The organism is Pseudomonas sp. AK106, assembly GCF_053903055.1.
This window is the reverse complement of sequence record NZ_CP096426.1, coordinates 1813927-1827404: the sequence shown is the minus strand read 5'-3', so window position 1 is coordinate 1827404 and position 13478 is coordinate 1813927. Positions and strand designations below refer to the sequence as shown.

Below are 13478 nucleotides of genomic sequence, written 5' to 3'. Positions count from 1 at the left end.
GGATCGGCATAACCGCTGACAATACGGTTGACGCTCAACGGTGGCGACACCTGTTGGTCAGGTGTCGCGCGCCGCTGGGCCGATTACAGCTTGCTGAACAGGTTCAGCGCGGACAGTTGGGTGAACACCAGCTGCGAGGCTTGCAGCATGGTTTTCTGCAGGGTCAGACGGGCGATGGCATCGACCGGGTCGGACGCGGTGATCGTGCCCGATTCGGTGGTGCCGTTGTCGATCATGGTCTGGTTGGTCACGCTCTGATCGGTCGCGGTCTTGGCCCGGGCACCGCCTTCGCTGGTGGCATTGATGATCTGCTCGGCCGCACTTTTCAGGTTGCCGATGGTGGAGGTCATCGTGGCCTGCAGTTTCTGCTGGGCAATCGGGTCGCCATCGACCTTGCCGTTGAGCGCCGTGATGACCTTGGACAAGGTGTTCAGCACGTTCTGGCTTTGCTGGGTCGAAGACTGCGCGGTGAACTGGTCACCTGCCGCCATCGCCGGCGGCGTGCCGCTGAAGGTGAACGTCACGCCGGAGGCCGTCGCCGTGTTACCGCTCAGCGTGCCGGTGGACACCGCTTTGCTGGTCGCCGGGTCATAGGGCGCTGCGTACAGATTGAAGTTGGTGGCATCCGTGAAGCGCACGACAGCGCCGCCCGACGGGAAGGTTTTGTCGAACGCGGCCTGATCGGTCACCACCGAGCTGGTGATCACATCGGTCGAGGTGTTGGCCGGCAGACGCGAGGTGCTCACGGTGCTGGGGGAAACACCCAGCTGGAAGGTGTGGTCCTTGACGGCCGCGTCGGCGGCGCTGGTGCTTGCGTACTGATCTTTGGTCAGGTTGATGTTCAGGTTCAGTTCCAGGCCCCGGAAGGTGATGGCCTGGTTCGCCGAATTGGTGGACGCAAACTTGCCCGCAGCCGACGCCTCACCTGTCACATCCTGGTTGTTCTTGTCCAGGATGGTATAGGCCGTGCTGCTGGTGAAGGAGATCTTGTAAGGCTGACCGGCGGTGAAACTGGTGTCGTAGGTGGCAGCATTGCTGACGCTGCCGCCGGACAACGAGATCACGCCGTCATCCGCGCCAGCGACCAGGGTCGTTGAGGTGCGCGTGGTGTTGGTCGCTTGTTCGAATGCATCCCAGCCGGTGGTGTTGCTGGCCATGGAGATGCCGGTGCCAACGGCCAGCAGGTTGCGCGTCTGGTCGCCCTGATAGCTGTAGGTGCCGTCGGAGCTGACGGCGTATGGCGCGGTGGTGCCCTTGGACCCGGAGAACAGGTAGGTGCCGTCGGCGTCCTGGCTGTTCATCAGGCCGAGAATCTGCCCCTGCAACTCCTTGAGCTCGGAGGCGTTGGCCTGGCGGTCCTTGTCGGTGAACGAGGTGTTCGCCGCCCCCAGTACCAGCTCTTGCGCGCGCTGAATCGCCGAGGTGATCGACGTCAAGGCCGTCTCGGTCTGCACGACGGTGGTATTGATCGTGTCGATGTTGGATTTGTACTGATTGAGCATCGTGCCCTGCTGCTGCAACTGCAGCACACGGCCCGCGCCGACCGGATCATCGCCGGCGGTGTTGAGCTTGACCTGGCTGGCCACTTCGTCACCGGTTTTGGTGACGTTGGCGTAACTGCGCGAGTAGTTCGTGGCGCTGGTTTCGTAAAACTGGGTCGTTGAGATACGCATGGATTACGATTCCTTAAAGACTGTTGATCAGCGTGCTGAAAATGGCTTGAGCGGCTTTGATGATCTGCGACGAAGCGGTGTAGTACTGCTGATACTTGACCAGGTTGGCGGCTTCTTCATCCAGCGAAACACCGGAAACGCTGTCGCGCGCACTCTTGGCCTGGGTAAGGACGGCGGTGGTGGCCGTCGAATCATTCTTGCCCTGCGCCGCCTTGCTGCCGACGGTGGTAATCATGTTGGCGTTGGCGCCGCTCAGGCTCATGCCCGTGCCATTGCCGGCTGCGCTGTCGAGGGTCTGTTTGGTCTGCAGGGTACCGACCGAGGTCGCGTTGCGGTTGTCCAGAGACCCGGCGCCGGTCATGGAGATGCTGTAGGTGTCGCCACTGTTGGCCGAGCCGGCGAGGGTCATGCCGAACTTGAACGACTGCGCGGTGCCCGACGAGTCGGTGTAGCCCACTTCCAGGCTGATGTCGTTGGACTGGCCTTGAACAATCGACCCCTTGATTGCATTGCCGGACTTGTCTTTGACCGCCGCGCCCTGCGCATCGACCAGCGAATAGGCTTGAGCACCGTTGGTGACATCGCCCATGAGCAAACGCATCGGCGTCGAGGCGGTGAGCGCGTTTCGCAGGTCGGCCGTCGCGGTCGGGTTGTAGATGTCGGCCTGGGTCGACAAGACAGGCTGGGTGAACGTGCCCGAGCCTTTGCTCACGATGGAGCTGCCGGTCAGCGGACTGGCAGAGGCGATGGCTTTCGGGTCGGTCATCACCACCTTGATACCGTCGGCACCGGTCTTGGTCGGGCTGATCTTGAAGCTGTCACCCTCGGTGGAGGTGCCATTGAATTTCAGCGAGAAGCCGTCGATGACCGGCGCAGTGGTGGCGCTGGTGTTGTACGAACCCATGTCCCTGCCGTCCGGCAGCCGCTTGACGCTGTACTGGCCGCTGGCATCGGTGAAGGTCACCTGATAATCGTTGGTCTGCAGCGCGCCGCTGTTGGCAATGGACACCGCGAAGTTGCCCGAGGACTGATCGTTGGTGGTGTTGGCAAGGCTGCGCTGGCTGGTCAGGCTCGGGTCATTGACGCTGATAAACAGGTTGCTGCCGAAGTTGCCGTTGGCGTCCACGCCCTGGTTGAGCTGGCTGTTGATCTGGTCGGAAGCGACCACCGCCAGACGGCCCAGCTCGCTGGCGGCCGGCTGCAGCACGTCGCTGCGATAACGCAGCAACCCGCCAAGCGAGCCACCGGTTACCACACTGGAGACATCAACTTCGTTGTTCTGATATTTCAGTTTCAGCGCATACACGCTGGGGTCGCTGTCACTGGGCACGGCGTTCAGGATATTGGCGGTGGTGCCGGTGACCAGCGGCTGGCCGGTGCCGATGTACACGTCATAGCTGCCGTTGTTTTCAACGACCTTGGCGCCGACCAGTTCATTGAGCTGACGTACCGCCTCGGTCCGCGAATCGAGCAGCGTGTTGGGCTGACCGCCGGAAGCCTGGGTCTCGGTGATCTGCTTGTTGAGGACGGCAATGGACGACGCCAGTGCATTCACCTGCCCTGTTGCCGTGGTCAGCTGGGTATTGATGCTGGCGTTCTGGTCCTTCATCTGCGCCGAGATGGTGTTGAACTGACCGGCCAACGCCGATGCACTGGTCAGAAATGTCGTGCGCGCAGCCGTGTCAGTCGGCCCGGACGCCAGAGCGCTCAGGTCAGTGAAGAACTTCGCCAGCACCGTGCTCACGCCGGTCGAGCTGTCGGACAGCATCGAGTCGAGCTTGCTGGCCTGGCTCAGGTACGCGGTGGCGTCGGCGTTGAGCGATGTGCTGGTCTGCAATTGGTTATCGAGGTAGCCGTTGTAGATGCGGCGCACGTCGGACAACGTCGTACCGGTGCCGATGAAACCGACGCCGATGTTCTGCTGAGCCCCGGCGGCGGTCATCACTTGCTGACGCGAGTAGCCCTGCGTGTCGACGTTGGCCGTGTTGTTGCCGATCGTCGTCAATGCTGCGCTGCTGGCGGTGAGTCCCGAAAGCCCGATTGAGATCAGTGACATGGTTCAAACCTTATAAAGTCGTGGAAGAGCCCGAGGCGGATGCGTAGGTCTGGTAACTCTTCATCTGTTTCGCTATCTGAGAAATCTTGCTGGCATAAGACGGGTCGGTTGCGTAGCCGGCCTTCTGCAGCTCTTTCACAAACTGTTCCGGGTTATCGGCGGATTTCAGGGTTTCTTGATAGCGATTGTTGTTCTGCAGGAAGCTCACCAGGTCGTGGAAGCTGCTGGCGTACGAGTCGTAGGCGCGGAAGTCCGCGGTTTCCTTGACCATCTGGCCGTCGCGGAACTCGCTGGTGATGGCGCGGGCTTCCGGCCCTTTCCAGCCGCCCTGGGCCTTGATGCCGAACAGGTTGTGGCTGCTGCCGCCATCGGACTGACGCATGATCGATTTGCCCCAGCCGGTTTCCAGCGCCGCCTGGGCCACCAGCACGCTCGGATCGACACCGATGCGCGCAGCGGCGTCCTTGGCCAGCGGCATCATCGTGGCGACGAAGTCATCACGGTTGGCGAATGCACTCTTGCCCGGCGCGAGCGGCGTCTGCACGCGGCTGCGCACATAAGCGTCGGCGTCGGCGGCGTACTGCGGCCCGACCGTCCAGTCGCCATTTTCCTTGGAACCTGCGCTTTTCGCGGCGGCCACGGCATTGGAGACGGCAATGCGGTTCTTCAGTGTGGTAGCGCTGGTGCTCGCGTCCTGGCCGGCGGCGGTGGCGGTGTTCGGGACGATGCCGGCCATGATGCGGTCGCTGAGTTTGCTCGGCAGCGACAGGCGACGGGAATTGAGCGCCGCCACGTCGCTATGCACGGTACCGTCGCCGGCCTCCGGCGCGGTCACCGAACGGGTGGCCCACAGCGGACGCTGGGCAATGCGCGTGGCCAGGCCGGCCTGTGCAGGCGCGTCGGCTTTGCCGTCGGCCTTCGCCTCCGTTTTGCCGCCGGCGACAAGCCCGGTGCTGGCCGGCGCGATGTCGGCGCCTTTGTTTTTCGACAGCTGACGCATGAGCACGTCCTGCAGACCAATACCGCCACCCTCGCGCGACATGCTCACCGACAGTTGCTGGTCGTACATGTCCTGATACTGCCGCGTCGCCGCGGTGTTCATCGGGTTGTCCTTGGCCAGCACTTCGTTGGCCGAACGCATGGCCTTGAGCATCTGGCTGACGAACAGCGACTCGAATTCCTGCGCGACTTTCTTGAGGTTGCCCTCGCTGTCGCGATCACCGGTTTTCATGGCAGTCAGACGGTTGAGGTCGGTATACGCCCCTGAATCACCTGAACCTGCCTTTGAGACAGTCGTGCCGCCGCTTGGAATGCTCATGAGTCTGCCTCTTAAATCACGATCAGGTCGGCTTGCAAAGCGCCAGCCTGTTTCAGTGCTTCGAGAATCGCCATCAAGTCGCCTGGCGCTGCGCCCACCTGGTTAACCGCTCGGACAATTTCATCCAGCGTGGTGCCCGGACCGAACTTGAACATCGGGTGCATTTCCTGCTGGGCGTTGATCTTCGAACGCGGGACCACAGCGGTCTGGCCGTTGGAGAACGCGCCCGGCTGGCTGACCACCGGATCTTCAGTGATGGTCACGGTCAGGCTGCCGTGGGTGACGGCTGCCGGCGAGACCTTGACGTTCTGGCCGATAACGATGGTGCCGGTCCGCGAGTTGATGATGACTTTGGCCGAGGTCTGGCCCGGATCGATTTCCAGGTTCTCCAGCACCGACAGGTAATCAACACGCTGGTTGGGGTCCAGCGGCGCGGTCACCCGCACAGAGCCGCCGTCCAGCGCTTGAGCAACGCCAGGGCCGAGCATGTCGTTGATCTTGTCGACGATGCGCTTGGCGGTGGTGAAGTCGTTGCGATTGAGGTTCAGGGTCAGCGAGTTGCCCTGGTTGAAGCCACTCGGCACGGCACGTTCAACCGATGCGCCGCCCGGGATACGACCGGAAGACGGCACGTTGACGGTGATCTTCGAACCGTCGCGACCTTCGGCATCAAAGCCGCCGACCACCAGGTTGCCCTGGGCCACGGCATAGACGTTGCCGTCGATACCCTTCATCGGGGTCATCAACAAGGCACCGCCGCGCAGGCTTTTCGAGTTACCGATGGACGACACGGTGATGTCGATCTGCTGACCCGGCTTGGCGAACGGCGGCAGGTCGGCGTACACGGCCACGGCCGCGACGTTTTTCAGCTGCACGGTGCCAGAACCTGACGGCACCTTGATGCCGAACTGCGAGAGCATGTTGTTGAAGGTCTGCAGGGTGAACGGCGTCTGGGTGGTCTGGTCACCCGTGCCGTTGAGCCCCACCACCAGACCGTAACCGATCAACTGGTTGGTCCGTACGCCGGAAATGCTGGCGATGTCCTTCAGGCGCTCGGCGTGGGCGCCCAGTGCGGTGGTGAACAGCAGCGCTGCCGCTATCAGTTGCTTGAACGTGATCATGGCTATCCCGCTATCAGAAAGGGAACAACGGGCTGAGGAAGAATCGGTCGAACCAGCCTGGCTGACTGGAATCGGCAAACGCGCCTGTACCGGAATAAGTGATGCGTGCATCGGCGATACGGGTCGACGACACGGTGTTGTCGGTGGCGATGTCGTCGGCGCGAATCAGGCCGGCGATGCGCACCAGTTCGTCACCGGTGTTCAGGGTCATCCACTTCTCGCCGCGCACCAGCAAAATGCCGTTGGGCATGACGTCAGCGACGGTCACGGTGATCGAGCCGGTCAGGCTGTTGCTCTGCGCGGCCTTGCCGTCGCCCTTGGTGGCGCGGTCGCCGGTGTAGCCGGCGTCCAGGCTGAGATTGCCGCCACCGACCGGGTTGTTGGTGCTGACGCCAGCGCCAAACAGCGAGGTCAGGCCAAGACTGGTTTTACTGGTCTTGCTGATCCCGGAGCTGGCGGCTTTGCTGGCGGCCATCTTCTCGGAGAGCGTGATGGTGATGATGTCGCCGACCCGATAAGCCTTGCGATCCCCATACAGGTTTTGCTCGAAACCGGCCTGATAAATCGATCCGTTGCTGGCCGCTGAAGGCAGCGGCGTGCGCGGCAACACCGGCGCGTAATAAGGGTCATTGGGTTTGGCCGCAGGCGCAACGCAGCCGGTCAGCAGCGCGATACCGCACACAGGAGCTGCCAACAGGGAAAGCCGCAATACAGAGAGCCGTTTCATGACACTTAAAACCTCGCGGTGTAGCAGGCGTTTTTCAGGCGCCCCTCGTAATTGATCAGGTGTTTCACAGCAGGACATCAGGCGTTTCAAGAGCGGCTTACAGGTTCTGGGTCACGTACTGGAGCATCGAGTCAGCGGTCGAGATCACTTTGGAGTTCATCTCGTAGGCACGCTGGGTGGTGATCATGTTCACCAGTTCTTCGACGGTGCTGACGTTGGAGTTTTCCAGGGTGTTCTGCTTGACCACGCCCAGACCGTTGAGGCCCGGAGTACCGACCTGCGGAGCGCCGCTGGAAGCGGTTTCCAGGTACAGGTTGCCGCCCTGGGATTGCAGGCCGGCCGGGTTGATGAAGTCGGCGGTCTGCACGTTGCCGATGATCTGTGGGGTCGCGGTGTTGGCCGAGGTGGTGATCGACACGGTGCCGTCTTCGCCAACGGTGAAGGTCTGCGAGTCTTGCGGCACGACGATCGCCGGCTCCAGTGCGTAGCCGTTGGCGGTCACGATCTGGCCGTTGCTGTCCAGGTGAAACGTACCGTCGCGGGTGTACGCCAAGGTGCCGTCAGGCTGACGGATCTGGAAGAAACCGCGGCCGTTGACCGCCATGTCCAGCGGCTGGTTGGTGGTCTGCAGGCTGCCGGCGGTGAAGTTTTTCTGGGTGCCGACGATGCGCACACCGGTACCCAGTTGCAGGCCCGATGGCAGCTCGCTGTCCTGAGTGGACTGGGCGCCTGGCTGACGCTTGATCTGGTAGAGCAAGTCCTGGAATTCCGCGCGGTCGCTTTTGAAACCGGTGGTCGAAACGTTGGCCAGGTTGTTGGAAATGGTCGTCAGGTTGGTGTCCTGGGCGGCCAGACCGGTTTTAGCAACATAGAGTGCCGGAAGCATGTTTGAATCTCCTCGAGCGCCTGTTTATCGGCGCAAGCTGTCAGTCATTAGCCCATTTGCAAGACGCGAGCCATCGACTCGTCATCCTGCTCGGCGGTCTTCATCATCTTGATGTGCAGTTCGAATTGGCGGGACAGCGCCAGCACCGAGGTCATCTCGTCAACGGCGTTTACGTTGCTGGCCTGCAGAAACCCGGACTCGACCTGCACGTCGGCATCGGCCTGGGCCGGCCTGCCGCTCTTGGTGTGCATGAGACCGTCAGGGCCTTTTTCCATGGTGGTCTGGTCGCCCTTGACCAGCTTGATGCGGTCAATCTGGGCCATGACCTGCGGGCTCTCACCCAGCGAACGAACGCTGATGGTGCCATCGGCGCCGATCTCGATCTGCTGCTGCGGAGGCACGGCAATCGGCCCGCTGTTGCCCATGACCGGCAAACCATTGCCATCACGCAACACGCCGAGGGCGTCGATGTTCATGCTGGAGGTGCGGGTGTAGGCTTCACCGCCGTCGGCTGTCTGCACCGCCATCCAGCCGTTGCCTTTGACGGCGACGTCCAGATCACGACCGGTGTCGACCATCGCGCCCTGGCTGAAGTCGGTCCCGGGACGTTCGCTCATGGCGTACGCCCGGGACGGGTTGACCTCGCCGAACACGGGCATTGAGCGCGCCTGCTCGAGGTCGCGCTGAAACCCGTTGGTCGAAACGTTCGCCAGGTTGTTGGCATGGGCCTTTTGGGCGATGGCGTTTTCCGACGCTCCGCTCATGGCCACGTATAGCAACTTGTCCACAGTCTTCCTCCTCCGACAGACGCTTGCCGCCTGTAGCTGTACTGAACAGGTCATAGCAATAATCGAACCAGTTTTTCAGCGGTGATACAAAGCGTTGATTCTTCAATGATTCCGGCCGGATTTGTCGGACTGGGATCCGGTTTGAGCCGCTGCGCGACAGCGGACCGCCGGTTTCCTGCAAATCGACGGCAGCGAGCGCCAGAAAACTCTCCATGGGGTGCGAAACTTGCAGCGTTTTGTGAATTCGCTTCAGTCACTACGGAAAACCGTCATGGGTCTGCGCACCGCCCTGCTCCTTACATTGATTGCCTGCTCGTTTGCCGCCTGGGCGGCGCCGGCACCTTATTTCCTCTGGCAAGGCGCCCACCGCACGGTCTGCGCCCAGACCAGTCCCGGCGAAGGCTGGACGCGGATCAGCGCCGCGTATGTGAAGTCGGATTGCTCGATTTGAGTTGTTTCGTTTGGACCGTGACGGACTGATCGTCTGACACGCCGCCTTCCCGGCTAAAGCCGGTCCTACGTTCGCGTTCACACGCAATCTCACAGACTGCGCACAGCTTTTGTAGGACCGGCTTCAGCCGGGAAGAGGCCGGCTGGGCTGCCGGGATTGATTGTGGGAGTGAGCTTGCTCGCGAAGGCGGTTTGTCTGTGATGAATCAACCGCCCGACACGCCGCCTTCCCGGCTAAAGCCGGTCCTACGTTAGCGTTCACACCCAATCTCACTGATTGCGCACAGCTTTTGTAGGACCGGCTTCAGCCGGGAAGAGGCCGGTGAGGCTGCCGAGGTTCATTCCAACATCGTGATTTTCGGCGGGCGCGCAATCAGGTCGCGCGTATCAACGTCTGCATCAGTTCCGCCTCCGTCGACAGGGTTTTCGAGTTCGCCTGATAAGCCGTCTGCGCCTGGATCAGCTCGACCAGTTCATTGGTCAACGTGACATTGGAGCCCTCCAGCGAGTGCCCGATGACACTGCCCAAGGTGCCGACACCCGGCATGTCGTAATTGGCGACGCCGGAGGCCAGGGTTTCGACCCAGCGGGTGTCGCTGACCGGCTGCAGCCCCTGATTGTTGGCGAAACTGGCGAGCATGACCTGGCCGACGTTGCGGTGCAGACCATTGCTGAACCCGATCATCAGCATGCCGCTCTTGTCGATCGTCAGCTGGGTGGCCTGCCCCGCTGCGTGGCCGTCGATGACGGGGTTGATGCTGCCCGTGGCGGCGTTGTGCTGACTGATCTTGTTGAAGTCCATGACAATCCCGTCGGCATTTCCAACCGCGCCGTTCGCGCCCCAACGCCCGCCCGGTTTGTTGCCGTCCAGCGGTTTGGCCGGCACCCAGCCTTCGAGGGTCAGGGTGTTGTTGGCGGCGGTCAGCCATTGACTGCCGATCAGCGATTGCAGCGAGCCGCCGGAGTCGAACAGCATGCTCGCCGTCGAGGGCGCCGTGCTGGTCGGGTCCTGCGGGTTGCGCCCGTCAATCAGCGTATGCATCTTCCAGCTGTTGCTGCCGTCTTTGACAAAATACTGGGTCATTTCGTGGCGCATGCCGAGGCTGTCGAACACGCCATAGGTGGACGCCTTGGTGTAGGTGGTGATGTCCGCAGGATTGAAGGTCGGCACGGGCCGCGGCATGAGCGGATCGGCCGGGTCGAGCACGGGCAGGCCGCCGCCCAGCAACGGCAGTGAGATCGGTCCTGGAGACGGCGCGGGGCTTGCGGTCCAGGTGCCGTTGACGTTCACCGCCGGGCGCCATGTCTGCAGGGACAACTCGGTGTCGGAAATCATCTTCACCGCCGCCGTCGGGCCGGTGAGCGAAAGCCTCCCCGCCGCAGACACCTGCAAACCGATCTCCAGCGGCGCGGTGCTGGTGGGGTCCAGCGGATTGACGCCGTCAACGAGAATGTACGACGTCCAGTTGTCGTCTTCAGTCTTGACGAAGTACTGCTTGAGCTCGTGATCCGTTGGCGGAACACCGGCGTCCTGAATCAGCCGCCCGGTAACCCGGGTGTAGGTGGTCGGGTCGCCAGGATCGAACCGCGGGAGGGCGCCAAGTGACGCCGACGCCGCGTTCAGGTTGAGGGTCTGCTCCATCTTGCCCGTGGCCTTGGGCGACATGTCGGCCGCGTCGATCTTCAGATCCGTACGAACGCCGCTGATCACCTCCCCGGCGTCTGTCACCCCGTAGCCTTGCAAGCGGCTGCCGTGGGCGTCGACGACAAAATTCTGCGCATCCTTGATGAACGCCCCGGACCGGCCGTAACTGATGGAACCGGCGTCACTCATGACAAAAAAACCGCTGCCCTGAATGCGCATGTCGAGCGCCCTGCCCTCGCTGGTGATGACCCCGCCGGGGGCAAAATTCTGCGAAACGTTGGCCACTTGCACCCCATCCCCCGAGGCCGTGCGGCTGCCACCGAGCATAGAGGAGGAATAGACCGCCGAGAATTCGGCGCGAGAGGATTTGAAACCGGAGGTGTGGACGTTGGCGATGTTGTTGCCGGCCACTTCCATGCGCTTGTGCGCCGCGTGCAAACCTGAAACCGCTGTGTTGAATGACATGAACACTCCCTGAGTCGTTGTTCAACGACACGCTCGTCAATGCATCGAGATCGCGGGCAAAGGAATGCAATCGAACGGGCCGCATAAACGGCGCCGCTCAATGGCATTTATTTGTCAGCGAACTTGATTCTCGCAAAGACGAAAGTAGGAAGTTTCCAGTTGTAGAGTGGGATGGCTCTCGATATTTCCGTCAAAAAAAAACCATAAAAAAAGCCCCTCAGAGAGGGGCTTCGTTGACCGTGTCCAGCGACCGTTATCAGGTCATCTGAATGATGGTCTGCATGATGGTGCTCTGGGTCGAAATGGTCTTGGCGTTTGCCTGGTAGTTGCTTTGCGCCTTGATCAGGTTGACCAGCTCACCGGTCAGGTCGACGTTGGATTCTTCCAGCGCCTGCCCGGTCAAGTAACCCAGCGTACCCGACTGTGGAGCGCCCGTGACCGGGATGCCCGACGAAGCCGATTCGCGCCAGTTGGTGCCGCCCGCCGGGGACAGGCCCTGAACGTTGGCGAAGTTGGTCAGCGACACCTGACCGATCACCTTGGACTGACCGTTGGTGTAGGTCGCGAACATGTTGCCGGTGGCGTCGATGTTCATGGCCGTGATCTGGCCGGTGGCGTAACCGTCCTGGGTCTTGCTGATCGCACCCGACACGGCGTTGGTCTGGGTGGTCGCCAGCATGTTGAGCTTGATCCCGCCCGCGTTCGCGGCCGCACCATTGCTCGCCCAGGTGGTGGTGCTGCCAACAGTTGTCTTGGCGGCCGGCACCCAGTTGTTGATGGAGAAAACACCGTCCGTACCAATGCTCACGTTGGGCGAGTTGGTGGTGTCCGGACTGCCGGTACCGCTGGTGATCAAGCCACCCGACGAATCGAAGGTCACTGCGGTCGCGTCAGCGGTAGTGGACGTTGGATCGTTGATGCTGCGGCCATCGACCAGGCTGTACATGGTCCAGGTATTGGTGCCCGTCTTCGCGAAATACTGGTCGAGGGTGTGCTGGTTACCCTGACTGTCGTACATCGGCGTGCTGTAGGTCGTGGTGTAGCTGCTGGTGTCCGACGGCGAAAATGTCGACACCGTCGGCACGGTCGACGAGGAGTTCAGGTTGGAGGCGACGGTAATCAAACTGGTGCTTTTCGGCGCCAGGTTCGACGAATCGACGCGCAGGTTGCTCAGCACGCCCGTGGCGACATTGCCCTGACCGTCAACGCTGTAGCCCTGCAGATTGTTGCCCGATTCGTTGACGATGTAGCCATCGGAATCGGTGTGAAATGCACCGGCGCGGGTGTAGAGCTTCTCGCCGTTGTTGCTCATCATGAAGAAGCCGTTGCCGTTGATCGCCAGGTCCAGGCTGCGACCGGTACCGGTGTTCAGCGTGCCCTGGGTGAACTGCTGAGAAACGGCGGCGGTGGTGACGCCACTGCCGGTATTGGTGCTACCGGAGGTGCCGCGAATCGATTGGGCGTACTGGTCAGCAAACTCCGCACGGGAAGATTTGAAACCGGTGGTCGCGACGTTGGCAATGTTGTTGCCGGTGACGTCCAGACTTTTGTTTGCGGCGTAGAGCCCACTAAGACCAACATTGAAAGACATGATTAACTCCTGCGCCGTCTAGTCGGCTCTAAATTCCGATTTGCTTGATTTTTGCCAGTGCCACCTGGGTGCCGCCGGCGAGGTTCAACGTCATGTCAGAGCCCGTTGTGCCCATGGTCACGCTGTTCACTGTCGCCGGCAGATAGGTGCTCAGCTGAGTGGCGGTGCCGTTGAGGCTGCCGTTGGCGACGAAACTGTAATTGCCCGCTGCCACCGCTGCGCCGCTGTCATCCGTGCCATCCCAGCTAAAGGAGGTGGTACCGGACGCTTGAGTGCCCAAGTCGATGGTGCGCACGACGTTGGTACCGGTGCTGTCGTAGACCTTCACCGTGGTGTCGGTGCTGGACGATGGCAGCACCACCGAACCTGTCATCGCCTTGCTGGTGTCGACGTAGGTCGAACCGGCGTCCACGGTCACCGAGCGGCCAACCAGCGACGAGGCCTGCAACGCCTGGGACGACTGATACATGGTGCTGATCGAGTCGACCGAGGTGCTCAGGTTCTGCATGGTTTCCAGGCTGCTGAACTGAGCCAGCTGGGCCACGAACTCGCTGTTGTCCTGAGGATCGAGCGGGTTCTGGTTCTGCATTTGCGTCACGAGCAATTGCAGGAATGAATCCTTACCCAGGGAACTTGAGCCGGTGAGGCTGCTGGTGTCGGTGCTGGATTTGGTGCTAGTGCCTGTGGTCCCGGGGGTCGTGCTTTGCAGCCCTTTGAGGAACGTCGAGGTAGCGTCTGTGCTTGAGACCGTCATGGAT

At 61.6% G+C, this 13478-nt stretch carries 11 protein-coding genes; 1 reads left to right on the top strand and 10 read right to left on the bottom strand.

What is annotated here, in order from left to right; translation table 11 throughout:
• Positions 1-83: 83 nt before the first annotated feature.
• The 7 genes from M1E04_RS08335 to M1E04_RS08305 form a co-directional block, all read right to left on the bottom strand.
• The gene (locus M1E04_RS08335; protein WP_065987271.1) at positions 84-1673 is read right to left on the bottom strand and encodes a flagellar hook-associated protein 3; all 1590 of its coding nucleotides are present in this window, start codon (positions 1671-1673) and stop codon (positions 84-86) included.
• 13 nt (positions 1674-1686) lie between these two features.
• Positions 1687-3729, bottom strand: a complete 2043-nt coding sequence (flgK, locus tag M1E04_RS08330) for a flagellar hook-associated protein FlgK (protein WP_456292745.1) — start codon at positions 3727-3729, stop codon at positions 1687-1689.
• Between the two features lie 10 nt (positions 3730-3739).
• The gene (gene flgJ, locus M1E04_RS08325; RefSeq protein ID WP_296308964.1) at positions 3740-5047 is read right to left on the bottom strand and encodes a flagellar assembly peptidoglycan hydrolase FlgJ; all 1308 of its coding nucleotides are present in this window, start codon (positions 5045-5047) and stop codon (positions 3740-3742) included.
• 11 nt (positions 5048-5058) lie between these two features.
• Positions 5059-6168, bottom strand: a complete 1110-nt coding sequence (locus M1E04_RS08320) for a flagellar basal body P-ring protein FlgI (protein WP_065987268.1) — start codon at positions 6166-6168, stop codon at positions 5059-5061.
• Positions 6169-6181: 13 nt separating this feature from the next.
• Complete coding sequence (gene flgH / locus M1E04_RS08315; protein ID WP_065987267.1) at positions 6182-6895, bottom strand: flagellar basal body L-ring protein FlgH; 714 nt, start codon at positions 6893-6895, stop codon at positions 6182-6184.
• Positions 6896-6992: 97 nt separating this feature from the next.
• Positions 6993-7781, bottom strand: coding sequence for a flagellar basal-body rod protein FlgG (flgG, locus tag M1E04_RS08310; protein ID WP_065987266.1), 789 nt, complete (start codon positions 7779-7781; stop codon positions 6993-6995).
• A 47-nt stretch (positions 7782-7828) separates the two neighbouring features.
• On the bottom strand, positions 7829-8569 hold the full coding sequence (locus M1E04_RS08305) for a flagellar basal body rod protein FlgF (protein WP_065987265.1): 741 nt from the start codon (positions 8567-8569) through the stop codon (positions 7829-7831).
• Positions 8570-8840: 271 nt separating this feature from the next.
• On the opposite strand from M1E04_RS08305, the gene M1E04_RS08300 reads away from it, so the two are divergent.
• A complete protein-coding gene (locus M1E04_RS08300; protein ID WP_065987264.1) occupies positions 8841-9020 on the top strand; it encodes a hypothetical protein in 180 nt (59 codons plus the stop codon).
• Between the two features lie 372 nt (positions 9021-9392).
• Here the strand turns inward: M1E04_RS08300 and M1E04_RS08295 are convergent, their stop codons facing one another.
• The 3 genes from M1E04_RS08295 to M1E04_RS08285 form a co-directional block, all read right to left on the bottom strand.
• Positions 9393-11129: a flagellar hook protein FlgE gene (locus M1E04_RS08295; protein ID WP_456292744.1), complete on the bottom strand. Its 1737-nt coding sequence runs from the start codon at positions 11127-11129 to the stop codon at positions 9393-9395.
• Positions 11130-11385: 256 nt separating this feature from the next.
• Entirely contained in the window at positions 11386-12720 is a 1335-nt protein-coding gene (gene flgE / locus M1E04_RS08290) for a flagellar hook protein FlgE (RefSeq protein ID WP_065987262.1), read from the bottom strand.
• A gap of 28 nt (positions 12721-12748) precedes the next feature.
• A complete protein-coding gene (locus tag M1E04_RS08285; RefSeq protein ID WP_065987261.1) occupies positions 12749-13474 on the bottom strand; it encodes a flagellar hook assembly protein FlgD in 726 nt (241 codons plus the stop codon).
• Between the last annotated feature and the right edge of the window lie 4 nt (positions 13475-13478).